Source organism: Massilia sp. CT11-108 (assembly GCF_047302915.1).
GTDB classification, from domain to species: Bacteria; Pseudomonadota; Gammaproteobacteria; order Burkholderiales; family Burkholderiaceae_D; genus Telluria; species Telluria orientalis.
Genome location: NZ_JBKYMO010000001.1, coordinates 1 through 21102, shown reverse-complemented (window position 1 = coordinate 21102; position 21102 = coordinate 1). Strand labels below are relative to the sequence as shown.

Below are 21102 nucleotides of genomic sequence, written 5' to 3'. Positions count from 1 at the left end.
CCTATGCGGCCTGGGCCTGGGTGGCCAGTGCCATGATGTTTTCCTGGGTGATGCGTTCGCCAAGCAGCTCGCCGGACAGCCAGCCTTCGCGCATGACGAGCACGCGGTCGCACACGCCGATGATTTCCGCCAGCTCGCTCGAGATGCACAGCACGGCCACGCCCGCATCCGCCAGCTCGTGGATGATCCGGTAGATCTCGTGCTTGGCGCCGATGTCGACGCCGCGCGTCGGCTCGTCGAGGATCAGCACGCGCGGCTTGATCTCCAGCCAGCGCGCGAGCAGCAGCTTTTGCTGGTTGCCGCCCGAGAGGCCGCCGATGATGCCGTCCGGCCCCGCGCCGCGCGCCGACAGTCTGGCAATCGCGCCGCGCGTGACGTCCAGCAGTTCCCCGCGCCGGAGTACCCCGCAGCGGGCATGCTTGCCGAGCACGTTCATCGTCACGTTCGCCAGCAGCGACTGTTGCAGGAACAGGCCCTGCCCCTTGCGGTCTTCCGGCACGTAGGCGATGCCGAGGCGGATCGCATCGCCCGGCGTGCGGATCGCCACTGCGCGGCCATCGACTTCGAGCGTGCCGCCGGACAGAGGGTCCGCGCCGAACACGAGCCGCGCCAGTTCCGTGCGGCCGGCGCCGACGAGGCCCGCGAGGCCGACGATCTCGCCGGCGCGCACCTCCAGCGACACGGGATGCACCTTCGCACCGTGCACGTCGGTGAGCTTCAGGCGCACGGGGCCCGGCGCGCGCCGCTGCGCGCGCTCGTAGAAGCCGTTGAGTTCACGGCCGACCATCATGCGCACGACCGTGTCCGGCGTCGCTTCGTCGCGCGTCAGTTCGCCGATCCACGTGCCGTCGCGTAGCACGGTCACGCGGTCGGCCAGCATGCGCACTTCCGCCATGCGATGGCTGATGTAGATGATCGCGATGCCCCGTTCGCGCAGGGCGCGCATCACGTCGAACAGGCGCTCCGTCTCGCGCTCGGACAGCGCGGCCGTCGGCTCGTCCATGATCAGCACGCGGCTGTCGTGCACGAGGGCGCGGGCGATTTCGACCTGCTGCTGGTCGGCGATCGACAGGCCGCTCGCGAGACGGTTCGGCGCGAACGTGGCGCCGAGACTTTTCAATACCTCGGCCGCGCACCGGTTCATCTGCGCCGTGTCGACGACGCCGAAGCGTCCGCGCGGTTCCGCGCCCATGAAGATGTTCTGCGCGACCGTGAGATTGGCCGCGACCGACAGCTCCTGGTAGATCAGGTTGATGCCGCACGCACGCGCATCGGCGGGACACCCGATGCGGACTGGCTTGCCGGCCACGCGGATCTCGCCGGCGTCCGGCTGGTACACGCCGGCGAGGATTTTCATGAGCGTGCTCTTGCCGGCACCGTTTTCTCCCATCAGCGCGTGGATCTCGCCGGGGCGGATGGTCAGCTGGACGCCGTCGAGCACCGTGACGGCGCCGAACCGCTTGCGGATGCCGGCGACCTCCAGCACGGGCGGTGGATTAATTGTTGCCATGTCTCCTCCAATGAGAGGTGTCTTTTAATGACTGGCCCAGCCCTTGTAGGCCAGTACGTTCTGCTTGGTGATTGCGGGGGTGGGAATCAGCACGACCGGGTTCGCGGGACGCTTGCCGTTCATGATCCCGTAGCCGATGTCGACGGCCAGCGTGGCCATCTTGTAGGGGTCTTGCGCGGTGGTGACGGCGAAGATGCTGTTCTTCGACCTGAGCGCCGCTTCCGCATCCGGCGCGCCGTCGACCGACGCGACCATCTGCACGTCCGGGCGGCCCGCCTGCTTGACCGCGAGTTCGGCACCGATCGCGGACGGGTCGTTGATGGCGAAGACGGCATCGATGCGGCGGTGCGCGATCAGGAGGTTCGTCATCACTTCCATGCCGCCATCGAGGCTGCCCTTCGCATCCTGGTTGTCGGACACGATGCGGATGCCGGTGCCGGCAAAGGCCTGCTTGCAGCCGGCCACGCGCGCGATCACGGCGGTGACGGGTGGCCCGTTGACGATGACGACATTGCCCTTGCCGTGCAGGCGAAGGGCGATGCGCTTGCAGGACTCGGTACCCGCCATCGTGTTGTCGGACATGACCGTCGCATCCGCATTGTCCGCGCCGACGTCGACGGCCACCACCACGATGCCGGCATTGCGCGCCTTTTGCAGCACGGGCGCGATGCCTTTCGGATCGGACGCGTTGACGATGAGGATGTCGACCTTGTTGGCGATGAAGTTTTCGATCTGGCCGACCTGGGTGTTGAGGTCGTACTTGCTGGAGACGGTGGTGACCTTGACCTTGTCGCCGCCGACCTTTTTCGCGGCGTCAAGCGCGCCCTTGCCGATGGCGACAAAGTATGGATTGGCCAGGTCGCTGACGGCGACGCCGACGGACTTCAGCGGGCGCGCGGCGTGCGCCACGCCGGCCAGGGAGAAGGCGAATGCCGCGATGCACGCGAACACGGCGGATCTTTTCATGACGGTGTCTCCGAGCTGTTTTAGGTATGGGATACTGCCTGACGAAAGAACTTTACACGTGTCGACTTTTTGTCGTCAACAGATTTTTTTACAAAATTTTTAATGGTTGAGTGACCACAACAACACGTGATCCACGGCGGGCGAATGGCGCGTGTGCTAGGGGAATCCGCGCTCTTATTGCACGCAAGTATTTTTGCTATGATGGTGACGCGCCTGTCGGCGGGCGCTTACTTTACACGAGTCAACAAACTGATGAAAACAGCGCAAAATCCCCGTGGCCCAGCCTCTCGTGGCCCGGTGACCATGCACGACGTCGCCGCGCGGGCCGGCGTGTCGCGCGCCACGGTGTCGAAGTATTTCAACGACCGCGAGGGATTGAAGGCCGATACGCGGGCCCGCATCGAGCAGGCCTGCCGCGACCTCGAATACGTGCCCGACCCGCACGCCGTGAGCCTCGTGCGCGGGCGCTCGCGCATGGTCGGCGTCATCCTGCCGGTGGTGAACGAACCGTTCTTCGCCGAGGCGCTGCGCGCGATCGAGGCGAAGGCCAAGGCGCTGGGCATGGACGTGATCATCCAGTGCTCGTACAACGACCCGGCCGAGGAAGCGGCGGCGCTGATGACGATGCGGTCGATGAAGGTGGCGGGCGTGATCCTGACCGCGGTCGCGTCGACGGCGAACCTCGACCTGCTGCTGCGGCTGGAGCAGGAAATGCGCATCGTCTACATGGACAGCTATGTCCACGAAGACTGCAACTACGTCATGAACGACAACCGCCAGAGCATGGCGATGCTGACCCGCTACCTGCTGGGCCGCGGCCACCGTCCGGCCTACCTGGGCGCGCCGCCGGTCGCGCATCCGTCGCCGGAAGAACGGCTGGCCGGCTACCAGGACGCGATGGCGGAAGCCGGCATGCAGCCGTACCTCGTGCCGGCCAGCACGCAGCCGTCGTGGGATTTCGAAGCGTACGCGTTCCGCCACGTGCTCGACTGGCTCGCGAGCGGCGCGTGGAAGCGCGCCGGCGTCACGGCGCTCGCCTGCGGCACCGACAGGCTCGCCATCGGCGCGATGTCCGCGTGCCGCCGCTTCGGCCTCGAACCGGGCAAGGACCTCGCGATCGTGGGCCACGACGACCTGCCGATCTCCGCCTACCTCTACCCGCCGCTGACGACGTTCCGGCAGGACGTCGCGGCCATCGGCGTCGCGGCGATGGAATGCCTGCAGGCGCAGCTGGACGGCGCCGACGTGGCGCCGTACCGCAAGCGGTTTACGGGCGGATTGGTGCCGCGCGATTCGGCTTAGGAACGTTCAGCGCTTCGGCCGGAACCATTTGACGGCAGCGCGCGCATTGGCCTTGACCGTGTAATCGATCTTGGCGAACTGCTCTTCCAGCGCCTCCGCAAGCACGCTGCCCGGGCTGGGCGGCGGCAGGTGCAGGTGGGCGTCCGCTTCTCCGTATTCGCGGCGGATCTCCATGCCGGCCTTCTTCGCAATGTGCATCATCGTGCGGTTCGACGACAGGCACTGCATGTACAACGTGTCGACGTCGGAATTGCGGCAGTGGATGGCGGCCCGTTCGAACAGCCGCGTGCCGACGCCCTGCCCCCGCGCGGATGCCGAGACGGAGACACCGAACTCGGCCACCTTTTCCTTGTCCGTGTAATGGATGCTGTCCGGATGCGCCTCGCGCGACGTGAACGCGAGGTGGCCGACGCCCACGAGCTGGAACCGCCCGTTGTAGACGCCGAACACGATGTCCTTCGAAAAATCGAGTTTCGCGACATACGCTTCGATCAGCTCGTCCGGCAACACGCTGCCGAAGCGCAGCAGGCGGTCGTCGCGGTCGAGGGCCAGGAAGTGGCGCAGGATCCGCCGCCGGTCGCGCCTGGCCAATGCCTTGACCAGCACGGCCTGACCCTTCTTCTTGATCAGGTGGTTCAGCCAGCGGCGGAGTGGATGGTCCTGCATGGGCGCTCTATTCTTGCGTCGATACAACAGAATTTGATCACTTATCGCTGCGAACGGGATACCAAGGGTAAAGCGGCATATACTTGATTCTAAAGAGAAATCGAGAGTGTCGCATGCCATTTTTTCGCCAGGCCCTGCCCTGCCTGATCTTCTGGATGAGCGCGCTGCTCGCGTTTCCGTCCACCGCAGCCAACGCAGATGCATCCGCAGCCTGGCAACCATTTTCTCATGTCTCGTTCCGGCATCACACCGAAGAAGCGCTGCGTTTCGGCACGTCTCTCGCCCAGGATCGCGACGGTTTCCTGTGGCTGGGTACGCAGACCGGCCTGGTTCGCTGGGACGGTTTCCGGGTGCGGCGCTATGTGGCCGATCCGGCGCGGGAAGGTAGCCTGCCGGACGGCTATATCCAGAGCGTGCACGTGGACGCGGGCGGCCGCCTGTGGATCGGTACGAGCGCGGGCGGCCTGGCGCGCTACGACGCGGCGCGCGATCGCTTCACCGTCATCCCGGCCGGCCCGGGCGGCCTGGGCCATGCACGCGTCTCCAGCATCGTCGACGACGGCGCCGGCGGCATCTGGGTCGGCACCGGCGCGGGACTGGGACGCGTCGACGCCGCCGGCAAGGTGCATGCCGCCGCCAGCGGCGCCCCGCAGCTGGCCGCATCCGTGCTCGCACCGGATGGGGTGGACGTGCTGTTGCGCGACCGCCAGGGCGGTCTCTGGATCGGCACCCGCGAGGGCCTGTTCTACCGGTCCGGCGACCACGACCGGCTGGAGGTCGTGCACCTGGGGCTGCCGGCGCCGAACGAACCGTCGATCAACGCCTTGTACCAGGACAGCGCGGGGCGCGTATGGATCGGCACCCGCACCCATGGCGCCTTCGTCATCGCCACGCGGGGCGCGGCGCCCCGTCCCATCGTGGAAACGGGTCCGCAGCCCGCCTTGCAGGGCGAGCGCGTGTTCACGATCGTGCAAAAGGATGACGACGTCGTCTGGCTCGGCACGGAGAGCGGCGGCATCGTCGAGGTCGACGTACGCCAGGGCACGACGCGGCGCCTGCGCTACCGCGGCGATGTGCCGGACAGCCTGCGCAGCGACGAGATCCTCGCCATGCTGCGCGAGCGCGGCGGCCAGATCTTCGTTGCCACCGGCGGCACCCTGAGCCAGCACGATCCCCTCCCGCGCGGCATCGTGACGGTGCGGACGATCGGCAGCATTACCGGCCTCAACATTTATCATCTGCTGCCCCGCCCGGACGGCAAGGTATGGCTGAGCGTTCCCGGCGGTGGCGTGAGCATCGTCGAGCCGCACACCGGCGCGCTGGCCGAGATCAGGGCGGACGCCGATGCCCTGCCCAAGGGCCGGGTGCTCGCCATGGCGAATGCGCCGGACGGCAGCGTCTACATCGGCACCCAGCAAGGCCTGTATCGCAGCGACGGCACCGGGCGTACCGTACGGCACGTCGAGATTGCGGGCCGCCGTCCCGACGCGTCCGTCTGGGCCCTGGCATGGCGCGACGGTCTCCTGTGGCTGGGCGGGCTCGACGGGGCATGGGCGGTGCGGCCGTCCTCCGCCGGGCCGGCGACCGTGTTGCGCCACGAAGACGAGGCGCTGGGCGACCGCCGCGTCACCGCCCTGCTGCCGCTCGCGGACGGCAGCGTGTGGATCGGCACCCGGCGCGGCGTCGTGCGGCTGGACCGGGACGGCACGACGGTGGAGCGCCTGCCGACCGACAACGCCGACCGCACGCGCGTGCCGAACGGCTTCGTCTCGTCCCTGCTCGTCGACCGCACGGGCCGCCTGTGGGTGTCCTCGTTCGGCAACGGCGTCGCCATCCTCGATCGCACCGATGCCGGCGGGCGCCGCTGGTTCCGGCGCCTGACGACGGCCGACGGCCTGCCCGACAACAGCGTCAACATGCTGGTACAGGACCGCAGCGGGCAGATCTGGCTGAGCACCGACCTCGGCCTGGCCGGCGTGCACCCCGACACCCTGCAGGTCCGCCGGCTGGGTGAGGCCGACGGCGCCCACGTGCCGAGTTACTGGACCAGCTCGGGCGCGCTGGGGGCGGACGGCGAGGTGCTGTTCGGCGGTTTCACCGGCCTCTCCGTCGTATTCCCCGACCGGCTGGACACCCGCCGTCCCCTGCCCCCGCTCGCCATCACGCAACTGATGCTCGGCGGGCGTGCGATCCGTGCGCTTGCGCCGGTTGCATCGGGCCGCGAGCCCGCCGCGCTGACCGTCACGCCCGCCGATCGCGAACGCGGTTTCGCGGTCGAGTTCGCGACCCTGGATTACATGCCGGCCGAGCACCGCCACTACGCCTACCAGCTCGAAGGCTTCGACACCGGATGGATCGAAGCCGACACGACCGTGCGCCGTGCCAGCTACAACAACCTGCCGCCAGGGAACTACCGCCTGCGCGTGCGTGCCTCCGGTAACAGCGACGATACCGTCAACCTGGAGCTGCCGGTCCGCGTCCTCCCCGCCTGGCACCAGCTGGCCTGGGTGCGGGCAATGGGTGCGATCGCCGTGCTGGGCATCCTTGCCGCCCTGATGCAGGCCCGCACGTCGCTGCTGCGCCGGCGCCAGCGCGAGCTGGAGGCCGTGGTCGCCAGCCGCACCGCCGAGCTGCGCGCCACCCAGCTGAAACTGGAAACCATGGCCTACAACGACGCGTTGACGGACCTGCCCAACCGGCGCCGCTTCAACGACGAACTGCAGCGCCTGGCCGCCCTCGGCCGGCGCGGCGGCGACCCGTTCGCGCTGCTCCTGATCGACCTGGACCGCTTCAAGCACATCAACGATACGCTCGGCCACGATGCGGGCGACGCGCTGCTGGTCGCGGCGGCGGAGCGCCTGCGTGCGGCCGTGCGCCAGACCGACTGCGTGGCGCGGCTGGGCGGCGACGAATTCGCCGTCCTGCTGACGCCGGCCAGCGACGCCATCGTGGGCGACGTGGCCCAGCGCATCGTCGATTCGATGCGCGCTCCGATCGCGTTCGGCGCCCACGACATGCGCGTCAGCGCCAGCGTCGGCGCCGCCGTGGCCTGGCGGGACGGTGTGGACACGGACGCCCTGTACAAGAACGCCGATACGGCGCTGTACTGCGCCAAGGAAGCGGGCCGCGACACGTGGTGCAGGTTCGGGGCCGACACCGCGGCGGCCTAGGTTCAGTCGCGCACGTCGCCCAGCGCCGCCTTCACGGCGCTCACCCGCGCGGCGTGCACGGCTTCGGGGATTTTTTCGCGGTTCTCGGCGTAGCGCGCCGCCACCTCGCCCGCGTTCACGCCGCGCGCCGCGTCCAGCGCGCGCAGCAGCCAGGGCGCCTGCGGATAGGCGCGGCTGCGCATCTCATGTCGTTCGTCGCCGCGCCCGCGCGCATCGCATTCGGACGCCAGCAGCATCTGCGCGAAGCGGTCCGGCTTGCGGAACGCGTCGCAGCGTTCGAACAGGGTCACGATCGTGTTCGGCCGCAGGTCGAGCGCGCGGCTCACGTTGCCGTGCTCGCGCGCCGTCATCACGGCCAGGTCGCGGCAGTCCGTCGGCACGCGCAGGCGCTTGCTCAGTTCCGTGATCAGGCGCGGCCCCATGCCTTCGTGGCCATGGTGCTTGGGCCAGTGTTCGGGCGACGTTGACCCTTTACCCAGGTCGTGCATGAGCGCGGCGAAGCGCACGGGCAGGTCGTAGCCCTGTTCGGCTGCGTAATCGATCACGAGCATCATGTGCACACCCGTGTCGACTTCGGGATGGTGCAGCGGCGGCTGCGGCACGCCCCACAGCGCATCGAGCTCGGGCAGGATGCGCGCCAGCGCGCCGCAGTCGCGCAGCACGGCCAGCATGCGCGACGGCTTTTGCTCCATCAGCCCGCGCGACAGTTCCTGCCACACGCGCTCCGGCACGAGCGCATCCACCTCGCCCGCCTCGACCATCTGGCGCATCAGCGCGAGCGTCGTGTCGGCCACCGTGAATGCCGGGAAGCGCGCGGCGAAGCGGGCCAGGCGCAGGATGCGCACGGGGTCTTCGGCGAACGCGGGCGACACGTGGCGGAACACGCGGTCCTGCAGATCCTGCAAGCCGCCGTAGGGGTCGACGATGGTGCCGTCCTCGGCGCGCGCCATCGCATTGATCGTCAGGTCGCGCCGGATCAGGTCGTCTTCGAGCTTGACGTCGGGGGCGGTGTGGAACACGAAGCCGTGGTAGCCCGGCGCCGTCTTGCGCTCGGTGCGCGCGAGCGCGTATTCCTCGTGCGTCTGCGGGTGCAGGAACACGGGGAAATCCTTGCCGACGGGCCGGAACCCCTTGGCGATCATGTCCTCGGGCGTGGCCCCGACGACGACCCAGTCGTGGTCCTGCACGGGCAGCCCCAGCAGCTCATCGCGGACGGCGCCGCCGACGACGTACGCCTGCATCGTCATCAGTCCGGCAACTCGTCTTCGTGCAGGCCGGCGATTTCCGTTTCGGCCATCGCTTCCTCGACCCAGCGCGCGACGGCCGGGTGCGCGAGCACGCGCGTGCAATAGGCCTGCAGCGCGGGCGCCAGCGCCACGCCATAGGTCTGGAAGCGCGTGACGACGGGCGCGAAGAACGCGTCGGCGATGGAGAAATCGCCGAACAGGAAGTTGTGGTGGCCGAAGCGGGACAGGCACTCTTCCCAGATCTCGCAGATGCGGCCGATGTCGGCCTGGGCGCCCGGCGTGCGGCCGCGGCCCGGCAGGCGCGCCTTGATGTTCATCGTCATCGCGGTGCGCAGGTCGCCGAAGCCGGAATGCATCTCGGCCACGACGGAGCGGGCCAGCGCGCGGGCGGCCACGTCCTGCGGCCACATATGCTTCTCAGGAAATTGCTCTGCTACGTATTCGCAGATGGCGAGACTGTCCCAGATGGTCATCTCGCCGGCCAGCAGCACGGGCACGCGGCCGGAAGCCGAATACTGCGCGATGTTGGTGGCCGTGTCCGGCTGGTCGAGCAGGACGCGCACTTCCGTGAACGGGATGCCGGCGGCGACGAGCGCCACCCAGGGGCGCATCGACCACGAAGAGTAATTCTTGTTGCCGATGACCAGGGTCAGGCCGGCCTGGCGTGCGTTGTCGAGGGTCTGCGTCAATGTCGGGTCGAGTTCGAGAGTCTGCATGGTGTGGCGTGATCGTTGAGGTCAGCGCCCGGCACGGGCGCGCAGAGCGTCGAGTCCGCCGGGCGGCGCCAGGTACTGCGGCGCGACGGCCTCGAGCGCCGTGAGCTTGATTCCCAGCGCCGCTGTTGTCAAGACTTTATTGTCCCTGGACGGCTGGAGCACATTGTCGACCTTCATCGAATCGAGATTGTCGCGCGTGATGACGGGCTCGCCCGGCAGCAGCTCGAACAACATCGCCTGCAGCCGCGCGAGCGCATCCGGCAAGGCGATCACTTTGCGCTCGTGCCCCGCATAGCGCCCCGCCAGCCGCACCAGTTCCGCCAGCTCGTAGACTTGCGGCCCACCCAGTTCATAGGTGAGGCCGGCCGTGTGCGGATCGAGCAGCGCACGCACGAACGCCTCGGCCACGTCGCCCACGTACACGGGCTGGAAGCGCGCATGCGCGCAGGCGAGCGGGACGACGGGCAGGTGGCGCTGCAGGCGCGCGAACATGTTGAGAAATTTATCTTCCGGGCCGAACACGACGGACGGCCGGAAGATCGTCGCCGCGACGCTGGGCTGGCTCGCCGCGGCCGCCTCGCCGTCGGCCTTCGAGCGCTGGTACATCGAGGGGCCGTTGCGGGCAGCGCCCAGCGCGCTCATGTGCAGATAACGCGGCACGGCCTCGAGCGCGCAGGCGGCGGCGATGCGGTGCGGCAAATCGACGTGGGCCCGGCGGAAGTCCGGCCCGTACGGATTGCCGCGGCGCGAGTGCAAGATGCCGACCAGGTTGATCACGGCATCGCGCCCGGCCACGAGCTTGCGGAGCGCCGTGTCGTCGTAAGGATCCGCCTGCACGATGTCGACGCCCAGCGGCATCAGGTGCATCGCGTGGCTTTCGTGCCGCGTGGGCACGACGATGTCGATGGCGTGCTCGGACAGCCTGGCCGCCAGGTGGCTGCCGATGAATCCGGTCCCGCCGAACAATACGACCGATTGCGCGTGCATGCTGTCCTCCTGCTCGTTGTTCGCTCTCCTTACGGGAGGCCGATGCCCCCGCCGCGCGGCGTGATCGTACCCAGGCGCGCCTTGAGCGATTGCGGACGCTTGTCGAACAGCGCGGCATAGTTCGTCGCGTTCGACATCACGTTGCGCACGTAGGTTCGCGTTTCCTCGAACGGGATCGACTCGACGAACACGGCCCCTTCCATCGGCGCCGTCAACAGCCCGCGCCACGTACGCGCGCGCCCCGGTCCGGCGTTGTACGCGGCCGTCGCCAGCACCTGCGAGCCTTCCGCACTGTTCAGCACCATGTTCAGGTAATTGGTGCCGAGCACGATATTCGTCCGGATATCGCTGAGCATGCCGTGGCCGTAGTCCGTCAGCCCGATCTTTTCCGCCACCCACTTGCCGGTCGACGGCATCACCTGCATCAGGCCGGACGCGCCCACGCCCGACTGCGCATCGGAGACGAAACGCGATTCCTGGCGGATCAGGCCATAGACCCAGGCCTGGTCCAGGCCGAGGCCCTGCGCCGTCGGGTGCAGGATGTCGTTGTGCGGCGCCGGGAAGCGCTGCGTGTAGTCGAACTCGGTGCGCGTGCGTTCGGACGTGGACAGCATGCGGTCGAGGATATCGTTCTGGCGCGCAAACTCGGCGGCGGCGAGCAATTGCCGTTCCGTGAATCCGGTGAGCGCCCAATTCCATTCGCGCGTGCCTTCGAAACGCATGCGCATCGAAAAGAATTTCAAGGCGCGCCTGAAGCCGGGGTTCGCGGCCACCTGCGCCAGCTCGGCCGGCGTGGGCGGCGCGGCGCTGGGCGGGATGCTGATCTGCATGCCCAGCTCTTCCATCGCCAGCTGGCCATAGAAACTGTTCTGGTCGGCGATGCCGCGGTACAAGGCCTGCGCATCCTCGCGCCGGCCTTCGGCCTGCAGCGCGCGGCCCAGCCAGTACGTCCAGGCGGGCTCGTCGTGCTGCTGCGGCGGCATCGCCTCGATCGTCGCACGCACCGTCTTCCAGTCGCCGCGGCGCAGTGCGATGCGCGTCTTCCACTCCAGCTGGTTCCACGTCAGCGGCGCCCCTTCCGCCTTCTTCCAGTCGTCGTACGCTTCGGGCGCCAGCGTCAGCGACGCGGCCAGCGCGATGTTCGCCCAGCCGATCGCCTTTTCCTCGGCTGACAGTTTCGATGCGTTCCTGTTGAGCGCCACCGTCGCCAGTTTCAGGCTCGTGCGCGCCATGCGGCCGATGGCGACGAGGTAGATCTCGTGGTCGGCGCGCGTGCTGCCGATGCCGCGCGCCATTGCCACGGCCGGCAGGTCGACGGCCTGCGCGGCACGCGTGTCGGACGCACCCAGCAGCAGCGCCGTGCGGCGCGACGGCCCCGTCGCATGCATCTCGCCGGCCAGGCGCAATTGCGCCAGCAAATCATTGTTCGTGAACTGGCCGGACTGGACGAGCTGGTTGACCAGCGCGGCGCACGCTTCGCCATACATCGGCGGATTGTCGAGCAGCACGCGTGCCTCGGCCGCCACGTTTTGTCCCTTCGATGCGCGCGACAGCAAGGCATAGCACTTGACCTGGTAATCGTCTTTCTTGACGAACAGGGGCAGCTCGCGATCGAAGTTGACCCAATCGCGCTTGCGGCCGAGTTCCAGCAGCCAGTCGTTGCGCAGGCGGTCGGCGATGGCGCTGCCTTCGTAACGTTTCAGGAAATCCAGTATTTCCTCGTTGGAAGCGTCGCGCAGCCGCGGTTTGAGCCGATAATAGTCGACGTACGACGGAATCGCGTAGTCCGGCAGCCGGGCCGCCAGCGCCGCGGCTTTATCGGCATCGTTCTTGCGGGCGGCGTCGCGCAGTTGCGCGAAGATCTCGTCCTGCTCGCGGCTGGCATCTGCCTGCGGTCCGGGCGCGACGACCGGCGCAGGCACCGCGGTGGGCGCAGCGGGTGTGGGGGGTGCCGTCCCTGGCGACACGGCCTGGGCCGCGACAGCGGACGACGCGAGGAAGAGCAGGCTGGAAGCGGCCGCGACGGCGCCGGCTAACAGTGTCTGCGACATCGATAATGCAATATTCAATGTAGGCTTCATTTCATCCATGACCGGCGATTCAAGAATACCATGCCCCTCGAGCCCGAGCGTGGCGGACGAGAAACAGGCGGCAAAATCGGCATTGCGCAAGGCGCTCAGGACTGCACGTGGGGGGCTTGATCCCGCAATCAAGGTCCAGTGGGATGCACACATCGGCGCACAGGTCGTTGCGTGGTGGAGATTGCGCCAAGTAAGTGTCATCGGTGTGTACTGGCCGCTGGCCGGCGAGCCCGACCTGCGCGCCGCATACGCGGAGCTGCACCAGGCGGGTGTGCGCCTGGCGCTGCCCGTCGTGATGGAACGCGACGCGCCGCTGACGTTCACGGAGTGGACGCCCGGCGAAGCCATGTTGCCGGACGAAGCCGGCGTGCAGGTCCCGGCCCAGCTGCGCTTCATCGAGCGCCCGCCGGCCCTGCTGATCCCCTGCCTCGGCTTCAATGCCGACGGGTATCGCCTCGGCTATGGCGGCGGCTACTACGACCGCACCCTGGAACAGCCGCCGCGCCCGCACACGTTGGGGATTGCCTACAGTAATCAGGAAGCCCAGTTCTCGCATGCGCCGCACGACGTGCCGCTGGACGTGATCGTGACGGAAACCACCAACGTCACCTGATGCCTAAAAAAAATGCCCGCGCGGCCTTCCGGTCGCACGAACATTCGTGAGGGTGACACCGGATCAGGCAGCCGTGATGCGCTGCCAGATCGCGGTCGTGGCCGCCGCCTGGTTCATGCTGTAGAAGTGCAGGCCGGGCGCGCCGCCGGCGAGCAGTTTCTCGCACAGGCCGCTGACGACGTCCAGGCCGAACGCCTTGATCGACGCGGAATCGTCGCCGAAGCTGGCCAGCTTCAAACGGATCCAGCGTGGAATCTCGGCGCCGCACATGTCGGAGAAACGCATCAGCTGCGTGTAATTCGTGATCGGCATGATGCCGGCCACGATGGGCACGTCCACACCCAGCTTGCGCGCATTGTCGACGAACTGGAAGTACGCGTCCGGATTGTAGAAATACTGCGTGATCGCGGCATTCGCGCCGGCCTGCACCTTGCGGACGAACGCTTGCAGGTCGTCCTGCGGCGACTTGGCCTGCGGGTGCATTTCCGGATACGCAGCCACCTCGATGTGGAACCAGTCGCCCGTTTCCTGGCGGATGAACTCGACGAGGTCGCTGGCATAGCGCAGTTCGCCCGCGCCACCGTAGCCGCTCGGCAAGTCGCCGCGCAGCGCCACGAGACGGCGGATGCCCTTCTCCTTGAATTCCTGCAGGATCGCGCGGATCGATTCGCGCGTGCCGCCCACGCACGACAGGTGCGGTGCGGCATCGTGGCCTTCGGCCAGGATCTCGAGGACGGTGGACAGCGTGCCGTGCTGCGTGCTGCCGCCGGCGCCGAACGTCACGGAGAAATATTTTGGATTCAGCTCGGCCAGCTTCTGCCGGGCCACGCGCAGCTTGTCCGCACCCTCGGGCGTCTTGGGCGGGAAAAACTCGATACTGATGTTAGGGGTTTCCATCTTTGTTGAGTAATAAGGTAGAAAGCGCCCACGAAATGACACTGTACAGGATCGCCGCCAGGAACGCGGACCAGAACCCCGCCACGTGAAAGCCCCCGACGAGGTGCGCGACCAGCCAGAACAGCAGTGCGTTGATCACCAGGATGAACAAACCGAGCGACACGACCGTCACGGGCAAGGTCAGCACGACGAGCAAGGGACGGATGATCGTGTTCACGAGGCCCAGGACGAGGGCCGCCACGAGGGCGGCGCCGACGTTGTCGACCGTTACCGAATGCATCAGGTAAGGCAGGGCCATCAGGGCTGCCGCATTGATCAGCCAGGTCAGGAGCAGGCGCATGTTGTGTCTTTCGTGAGAGGTTGTCCAGCACACCTCCGCCGACGATGGAATCCGGCGGAGGTGCATCAGTTCACGGAAGAGCTTACCAGATCAATAACGGTAATGTTCCGGCTTGTACGGGCCTTCCTTGCTCACCGAGATGTAGGCGGCCTGCTCTTCGGTCAGCTCGGTCAGCTGGGCGTTGAGCTTTTTCAGCTGCAGGCGGGCGACTTTTTCGTCCAGCTTCTTCGGCAGCGTGTACACGCCGACCGGGTAGGCGGCGGTATTGGTGAACAGTTCGATCTGGGCGATGGTCTGGTTCGCGAACGACGAGCTCATCACGTACGACGGGTGACCCGTGCCGCAGCCCAGGTTCACGAGGCGGCCTTCGGCCAGCAGGATGATGCGTTTGCCATCCGGGAAGATTATGTGGTCGACCTGCGGCTTGATGTTTTCCCACTCGTACTTGCGCAGCGCGGCAACTTCGATTTCGTTGTCGAAGTGGCCGATGTTGCAGACGATCGCCTGGTCCTTCATGCGCAGCATGTGCTGCTCGGTGATCACGTGGTAGTTGCCCGTGCAGGTGACGAAGATGTCGCCGTGTTCGGCGGCCTGGTCCATCGTCACGACGCGGTAGCCTTCCATTGCGGCCTGCAGTGCGCAGATCGGGTCGATCTCGGTAACCCAGACCTGGGCCGACAGCGCGCGGAGCGCCTGGGCCGAACCCTTGCCGACGTCACCATAACCGGCCACGACGGCGACCTTGCCGGCGACCATCACGTCCGTCGCGCGCTTGATGCCGTCGACCAGCGATTCACGGCAGCCGTACAGGTTGTCGAACTTCGATTTCGTCACGGAGTCGTTGACGTTGATGGCCGGGAACGCCAGCTTGCCGTCCGCGTGCATCTGGTACAGGCGGTGCACGCCGGTGGTGGTCTCTTCCGTCACGCCCCTGATCTGCGGCAGGCGCTTCGAGTACCACTGCGGATCGATGGCCAGGCGGCCCTTGATGGCGTTGAACAGGCAGATTTCTTCTTCCGAACCCGGCTTGTCCAGCACCGAGATGTCCTTCTCCGCGCGCACGCCCAGGTGCAGCAGCAGCGTGGCGTCGCCGCCGTCGTCCAGGATCATGTTGGCGTAGACGTCATCGCCCCATTCGAAGATGCGGTGGGTGTAGTCCCAGTACTCGTCCAGCGTCTCGCCCTTGACGGCGAACACGGGCGTACCGACCGAGGCGATGGCGGCGGCAGCGTGGTCCTGCGTCGAGTAGATGTTGCACGAGGCCCAGCGCACTTGCGCGCCGAGGGCTTCCAGCGTGCGGATAAGCACGGCGGTCTGGATGGTCATGTGCAGCGAACCGGCAATGCGCGCGCCCTTCAGCGGCTGGGCGGCCGCGTATTCGTCGCGGATGGCCATCAGGCCCGGCATTTCCGTTTCGGCGATGCGGATTTCCTTCTCGCCCCACGAGGCGAGGCCGATGTCGGCAACGAGGTAGTCCTGGGTGGTGTCTTTGAGTACGGCGCTCATCACGCCCTCCTTTCAAGTTAAGAAAAAAGTAACGTGAGCGCGGTGTTGATATCCGAGCCTGGCGAGATGGGGAATCTCGTCGCAACGCTCCTCGGAATTTACAAGTGTAGCACGGTGGGCACGTGTCTGCCCACCGGCTACGGGCGTTTTTGCAACGCGCGTTGGGTGTTACGCGAGACCGGCTTCGGCGCGCAGCAGCGCGGCCTTGTCGGTGCGCTCCCAGCTGAATTCCGGCTCTTCGCGGCCGAAGTGGCCGTAGGCGGCCGACTTGGTATAGATCGGGCGCAGCAGGTCGAGCATCTGCACGATGCCTTTCGGGCGCAGGTCGAAGTGTTCCATCACCAGTTCGGCGATCTTCTCGTCCGAAATGACGCCCGTGCCTTCCGTGTAGACCGTGATGTTGATCGGACGGGCCACGCCGATCGCGTAGCTGACCTGCACCTGGCACTGGCGCGCCAGGCCGGCGGCCACGACGTTCTTGGCGACGTAGCGGGCGGCGTAGGCGGCCGAGCGGTCGACCTTGGACGGATCCTTGCCGGAGAACGCGCCGCCGCCGTGCGGTGCGGCACCGCCGTAGGTGTCGACGATGATCTTGCGGCCGGTCAGGCCGCAGTCGCCCTGCGGACCGCCGATGACGAAGCGGCCGGTCGGGTTGACCAGGTAACGGGTATCCTGCAGCCATTCGCGCGGCAGCACCGGCTTGATGATCTCCTCGATCACCGCTTCCTCGATCTGGCTGTGGCTGACTTCCGGCGCGTGCTGGGTCGACAGCACGACGGTGTTCACGGACACCGGGCGGCCGTTGACGTAGCGCAGCGTGACCTGGGACTTGGCATCCGGGCGCAGCCACGGCAGGCGGCCGTCCTTGCGCAGTTGCGACTGGCGCTCGACGAGGCGGTGCGCGTAATAAATAGCGGCCGGCATCAGTTCCGGCGTCTCGTCGCACGCATAGCCGAACATCAGGCCCTGGTCGCCCGCGCCCTGGTCGAGGTCGAGGCCGGCGCCTTCGTCCACGCCCTGGGCGATGTCCGGCGACTGCTTGTCGTAGGCGACCAGCACGGCGCAACCTTTATAGTCGATGCCGAAGTCGGTGTTGTCGTAACCGATGCGCTTGATGGTATTGCGTGCAACTTGAATATAATCGACGTTTGCGTGCGTCGTGATTTCACCGGCCAGGACGACCAGACCCGTGTTGCACAGGGTCTCGGCAGCCACGCGCGCGCGCGGATCCTGTTCCAGGATGGCGTCGAGGATGGCGTCGGAAATCTGGTCGGCGACTTTGTCCGGGTGGCCTTCAGAGACGGACTCGGAAGTGAAGAGGTAGTCGTTGGAAGACATTAAGGCTCCTGATACTGTTGTAAAAATTGCCGCAGCACCAAGGCCTGCGACGCTTTAGCGAGATTTATATTCCGCTTCGCAAGTTGTCATTAACTCCGCGGATGCTACAAAGTGGTATTTTACGCTCCTCCAAAAATTCTGGCACAGCAACCCGTCGGTTCTCTACCCTAAATCAATCAATGCTTGTCCTTTTGTTTCGGATCCTGTCGTTTTTGCCGCTGCGCGTCCTGCATGCGCTCGGCGCCGCGCTCGGCTGGATCGTCTATCTGCTCTCGCCGTCGCACCGCCGGCGCCTGCGCGAAAACCTCGAACGGGCCGGCTACGGCGGCCATCTGCGCGCCGCGATCGCCGAATCCGGCAAGGCCATCGCCGAGCTGCCGTTCGTCTGGTGCGCGCCGCAGGAGCGCGTCACCCGCCACGTCACCATGGAAAACTGGGAACTGGTGCAGCGCCAGCTCGACGCCGGCCGCGGCATCGTCTTCCTCACGCCGCACCTGGGCTGCTTCGAACTGACCGCCCAGCAGGTCTCGCTGCGCGTCGAACTGACGGTCATGTACCGCCCGCCGCGCCAGAGCGCCCTGAAGCCGCTCGTCGAAGGCGCCCGCGAGCGCCAGCACATGCACCTGGCACCCGCCAACCTGGCCGGCGTGCGCATGCTCGTCAAGGCGCTGCGGGGCGGCCAGCCCGTCGGCGTGCTGCCGGACCAGGTCCCGCAGGAAGGCGAAGGCGTGTGGGCGCCGTTCTTCGGCCGCGACGCGTACACGATGACCCTGCCCGCCAAGCTGGCCCAGCTGGGCAAGGCCGACATCCTGACCGTGTACGCGGAACGCCTGCCGCGCGGCCGCGGCTTCGCCATCCGCTTCGTCCCCTTCGAAGGGTCGCTCGACGGCGACGCGGCCCGGCAGGCCGCCGCCATCAACCGCCAGATGGAAAAGCTCATCGCCTACTGCCCCGCCCAGTATTTCTGGAGTTATAACCGCTACAAGAAGCCGCAAGGCGTCGAAGCACCGCACCCCGAGACCGTCGCATGAGGTTCCTGATTTTCCTGTTGTGGCTGCTGCACTTCCTGCCGCTGCCCGTCCTTGGTCGCATCGGCAACGCCGTCGGCTGGCTGATGTATTACGCGATTCCCAAGCGCCGCAAGATCGCGCTGGTCAACCTGCGCCTGTGCATGCCCGAACTGGGCGAAGCGGAGCGGGTCGATATCGCCAAGCGCCATTTCATGGCCTATTCGCGCAGCATCCTGGAGCGCTCGCTGATCTGGTGGGCGCCGTTCGAGCGCATCCGCAGCCTGATCGAGATCGTCCCCAAGGTGCCGAAAGCGCAGCTGGAAAGCGGCCCGACCATCTTGTTCTGCCCGCACTTCGTGTGCCTGGACGTGGCGGGCGTGGCGTCGCGCGTGGTGCCGCTGTCGAGCATGTATTCGCCGCAAAAGAACAAGGCGTTCGACGATTTGTTGCGTAATGGCCGCGAACGTTATGGCCCGGTGCGCCTGTTCACGCGCACCGACGGCATCAAGCCGATCATCCGCGCACTGCGCGAGGGCCTCCCCTACTTCATGCTGCCGGACATGGACTTCGGCGAGAAGGATGCGACCTTCGTGCCGTTCTTCGGCATCCCGGCCGCCACGTTGACGGCGATGGGCCGGCTGGCGGGCGCGACGGGTGCAAAAGTCATCCCGGTCGTCGCCACTTTCCTGCCCAACTACAAGGGATACCGGGTAGAGTTCTATCCTGCATGGGAAGATTTCCCCGGCGACGACATCATTGCCGCCACGCGTCGCATGAACGCCTTCATCGAGGACCGCGTGCGCGAACATCCGGCCGAGTACTTCTGGACCCATAAGCGCTTCAAGACCCGGCCACCCGGCGAGCCTTCGTTCTACGATTAATGACAGATACCATGAAACTCAAGTTCACCAAGATGCACGGCGCCGGCAACGATTTCGTCGTCATCGACGCGATCAACCAGCAACTCGACCTCGGCCCGGAACAATGGCGCCGCCTGGCCGACCGCCGCTTCGGCGTCGGTGCCGACCAGATCCTGGTCGTCGAGCGCCCGGTCACGGAAGGCAGCGATTTCCGCTACCGCATCTATAACAATGACGGCGGCGAGGTCGAGCAATGCGGCAACGGCTCGCGCGCCTTCGTCCGGTTCGTCAGCGACAAGGGGCTGACCGACAAGCGCAGCATCCGCGTCGAAACGATGAGCGGCATTATCACCCCGCGCCTGGAAGACGACGGCAGCATCACGGTGGACATGGGCGCGCCGATCCTGGAGCCGAGCCAGGTTCCGTTCGATGCGGCCGGCCTGGAAGGCGTCGCCGAAGGCCGCGACACGCTGTGGCCGATCACCGTCTCGAACAAGGGCCAGGAACAGACCGTGCTCGTGTCGACGGTCTCGATGGGCAACCCGCACGCGGTGCAGGTCGTCGCCGACGTCGATGCGGCTCCCGTCCTGGAAACGGGCCCGCAGATCGAGCACCACCCGCGCTTCCCGCGCCGCGTGAACGCCGGCTTCCTGCAGATCGTGGACCGCGGCCATGTGAAGCTGCGCGTCTACGAACGCGGCGCCGGCGAGACGCTGGCCTGCGGCACGGGCGCCTGCGCCGCCGTCGTGGCGGGCATCCGGCGTGGCCTGCTGGATTCGCCGGTGCAAGTCCAGGCTCGCGGCGGCAAGCTGACCATCAACTGGGCCGGCGAAGGCCAGCCGGTTTATATGAGCGGTCCGGCCGAGACCGTGTTCGAAGGCGAGATCGAGATCTGAAGCGAGATCTGATTCAGGCGGCCAGCGAATAGTCTCCGTCCGGCGCCGGGGACTCTTCCGGTTCTTCCGTCCCGGACTCCGCGCTCGCCATCTCCGGCAACAGGCTGCGCAACCGGTACAGGCGCTGGCGATAATTCCCTTCCGGCCCGCCCGGACCGCAATCGACGTTCTCGAAGACGAGCGCCACGCGGTCGAGCAGCTGGCGCTCCTGCGCCGTTTCCACCGAGATCAGCCTGCGCCGGCTGCGGCCGTAGCTGGCGCGGATGTCGATCACGAGGCAGTGGCCGCGGTCGGCGCCGCGGATATCCAGCAACAGCGCCTCGGCCCGGCTCAGGCCAAAGGCCACCGCCAGTTCCAGGCGCGCGGCCAGCAGCGGATGGGCCGCGAGGTCACGCCCGGCCAGTCCACCCAGGTCCGTCCAGGCGCCAGGCTGGCGCGGCGCCAGCTTGCGCAGCGCGGCCGCAGCCTTGGGACAGGCCTGCGCCGCCGCCTTCTGCAGCCAGAACAGCGCGCGCACGTCGTTGTTCTCGTTCTCGCGGCGCGCACGCCATGCCGCGTTCCCGCATTCCAGCTGGGCATCGCGATAGCCCATCTCCGCCGCGCGCTCCAGGTATTTCTGCGCTTCCAGCACATTGCGCTGGGAGAATTCCGGCTTGATATAAATACGCGACAGCGCGTACCAGGCTTCGGCCAGGCCCTGCTCGCCAGCCAGGGCCAGCCAGCGCACGGCCTTCTTGAAGTTGGCCGCGCCATGGCTGCCGGGAATCCGCTTGCCGTCCACCCGCATGCGGGCGCACCACAGGCCGAGCGCGAACTGGGCATGGCGGTCCTGCTCGGCCGCGGCGATTTCCCAGAACCGCAGCAATTCATCCTGGCCGACGTCGTGCGGGGCCTCGTTCGCGGCCACGAGCCGGGCACAGCGCGACAGCAGCAGCACCTCGTCCGGCGCCAGGCGGGCGGCCGTGTGGTCCTGGGCGGCATCGGAACCGGCCAGGGC

Annotated in this window: 18 protein-coding genes and 1 riboswitch; of the genes, 6 read left to right on the top strand and 12 right to left on the bottom strand. The window is 67.0% G+C overall.

Annotation, left to right across the window (positions count from 1 at the left end; all coding sequences use genetic code 11):
- Window position 1: 1 nt before the first annotated feature.
- Window positions 2-1510, bottom strand: a complete 1509-nt coding sequence (locus tag ACEN88_RS00090; RefSeq protein ID WP_413336810.1) for a sugar ABC transporter ATP-binding protein — start codon at window positions 1508-1510, stop codon at window positions 2-4.
- Between the two features lie 24 nt (window positions 1511-1534).
- A complete protein-coding gene (locus ACEN88_RS00085; protein ID WP_413336809.1) occupies window positions 1535-2476 on the bottom strand; it encodes a substrate-binding domain-containing protein in 942 nt (313 codons plus the stop codon).
- A 303-nt stretch (window positions 2477-2779) separates the two neighbouring features.
- On the opposite strand from ACEN88_RS00085, the gene ACEN88_RS00080 reads away from it, so the two are divergent.
- Window positions 2780-3778 carry a LacI family DNA-binding transcriptional regulator gene (locus ACEN88_RS00080; protein WP_413336808.1) on the top strand — a complete coding sequence of 333 codons (999 nt, stop codon included), beginning with the start codon at window positions 2780-2782 and terminating at the stop codon, window positions 3776-3778.
- 6 nt (window positions 3779-3784) lie between these two features.
- On the opposite strand, the gene ACEN88_RS00075 is transcribed toward ACEN88_RS00080, so the two are convergent.
- Entirely contained in the window at window positions 3785-4444 is a 660-nt protein-coding gene (locus ACEN88_RS00075; RefSeq protein ID WP_413336807.1) for an N-acetyltransferase family protein, read from the bottom strand.
- A 113-nt stretch (window positions 4445-4557) separates the two neighbouring features.
- Here ACEN88_RS00075 and ACEN88_RS00070 point away from each other — a divergent pair, with 113 nt between their 5' ends.
- Window positions 4558-7614 (top strand): two-component regulator propeller domain-containing protein, encoded by a 3057-nt coding sequence (locus tag ACEN88_RS00070; RefSeq protein ID WP_413336806.1) that lies wholly within the window; start codon window positions 4558-4560, stop codon window positions 7612-7614.
- Between the two features lie 2 nt (window positions 7615-7616).
- Here ACEN88_RS00070 and ACEN88_RS00065 read toward each other — a convergent pair whose 3' ends face one another.
- The 4 genes from ACEN88_RS00065 to ACEN88_RS00050 are packed head-to-tail and all read right to left on the bottom strand — an operon-like array spanning window position 7617 to window position 12615.
- Window positions 7617-8855 (bottom strand): multifunctional CCA addition/repair protein, encoded by a 1239-nt coding sequence (locus ACEN88_RS00065; RefSeq protein ID WP_413336851.1) that lies wholly within the window; start codon window positions 8853-8855, stop codon window positions 7617-7619.
- A gap of 5 nt (window positions 8856-8860) precedes the next feature.
- Window positions 8861-9577 carry a glutathione S-transferase family protein gene (locus tag ACEN88_RS00060; protein WP_413336805.1) on the bottom strand — a complete coding sequence of 239 codons (717 nt, stop codon included), beginning with the start codon at window positions 9575-9577 and terminating at the stop codon, window positions 8861-8863.
- A 21-nt stretch (window positions 9578-9598) separates the two neighbouring features.
- On the bottom strand, window positions 9599-10564 hold the full coding sequence (locus ACEN88_RS00055; RefSeq protein WP_413336804.1) for a complex I NDUFA9 subunit family protein: 966 nt from the start codon (window positions 10562-10564) through the stop codon (window positions 9599-9601).
- 29 nt (window positions 10565-10593) lie between these two features.
- Window positions 10594-12615, bottom strand: coding sequence for a transglycosylase SLT domain-containing protein (locus tag ACEN88_RS00050; protein ID WP_413336803.1), 2022 nt, complete (start codon window positions 12613-12615; stop codon window positions 10594-10596).
- Window positions 12616-12694: 79 nt separating this feature from the next.
- Between ACEN88_RS00050 and ACEN88_RS00045 the strand changes: the two genes are divergently transcribed.
- Entirely contained in the window at window positions 12695-13258 is a 564-nt protein-coding gene (locus ACEN88_RS00045) for a 5-formyltetrahydrofolate cyclo-ligase (protein WP_413336802.1), read from the top strand.
- A 63-nt stretch (window positions 13259-13321) separates the two neighbouring features.
- On the opposite strand, the gene metF is transcribed toward ACEN88_RS00045, so the two are convergent.
- The 4 genes from metF to metK form a co-directional block, all read right to left on the bottom strand.
- Window positions 13322-14155 carry a methylenetetrahydrofolate reductase [NAD(P)H] gene (metF, locus tag ACEN88_RS00040; RefSeq protein WP_413336801.1) on the bottom strand — a complete coding sequence of 278 codons (834 nt, stop codon included), beginning with the start codon at window positions 14153-14155 and terminating at the stop codon, window positions 13322-13324.
- Window positions 14142-14495: a phage holin family protein gene (locus ACEN88_RS00035; protein ID WP_160406869.1), complete on the bottom strand. Its 354-nt coding sequence runs from the start codon at window positions 14493-14495 to the stop codon at window positions 14142-14144. The genes metF and ACEN88_RS00035 overlap by 14 nt, the downstream gene beginning before the upstream one ends.
- 90 nt (window positions 14496-14585) lie before the next feature.
- Complete coding sequence (gene ahcY / locus ACEN88_RS00030; RefSeq protein WP_413336800.1) at window positions 14586-16001, bottom strand: adenosylhomocysteinase; 1416 nt, start codon at window positions 15999-16001, stop codon at window positions 14586-14588.
- A gap of 28 nt (window positions 16002-16029) precedes the next feature.
- Window positions 16030-16100, bottom strand: a riboswitch (S-adenosyl-L-homocysteine riboswitch).
- A gap of 69 nt (window positions 16101-16169) precedes the next feature.
- Window positions 16170-17339 (bottom strand): methionine adenosyltransferase, encoded by a 1170-nt coding sequence (gene metK / locus ACEN88_RS00025; RefSeq protein WP_413336799.1) that lies wholly within the window; start codon window positions 17337-17339, stop codon window positions 16170-16172.
- A 179-nt stretch (window positions 17340-17518) separates the two neighbouring features.
- On the opposite strand from metK, the gene ACEN88_RS00020 reads away from it, so the two are divergent.
- The 3 genes from ACEN88_RS00020 to dapF are packed head-to-tail and all read left to right on the top strand — an operon-like array spanning window position 17519 to window position 20105.
- Complete coding sequence (locus ACEN88_RS00020) at window positions 17519-18370, top strand: lysophospholipid acyltransferase family protein (protein ID WP_413336798.1); 852 nt, start codon at window positions 17519-17521, stop codon at window positions 18368-18370.
- On the top strand, window positions 18367-19230 hold the full coding sequence (locus tag ACEN88_RS00015) for a lysophospholipid acyltransferase family protein (protein WP_413336797.1): 864 nt from the start codon (window positions 18367-18369) through the stop codon (window positions 19228-19230). Before ACEN88_RS00020 ends, ACEN88_RS00015 begins: the two co-directional genes overlap by 4 nt.
- Window positions 19231-19241: 11 nt before the next feature.
- Window positions 19242-20105 carry a diaminopimelate epimerase gene (gene dapF / locus ACEN88_RS00010; RefSeq protein ID WP_413336796.1) on the top strand — a complete coding sequence of 288 codons (864 nt, stop codon included), beginning with the start codon at window positions 19242-19244 and terminating at the stop codon, window positions 20103-20105.
- Between the two features lie 13 nt (window positions 20106-20118).
- On the opposite strand, the gene ACEN88_RS00005 is transcribed toward dapF, so the two are convergent.
- The coding region (locus ACEN88_RS00005; protein WP_413336795.1) for a tetratricopeptide repeat protein at window positions 20119-21102 on the bottom strand (984 nt) is incomplete at its 5' end.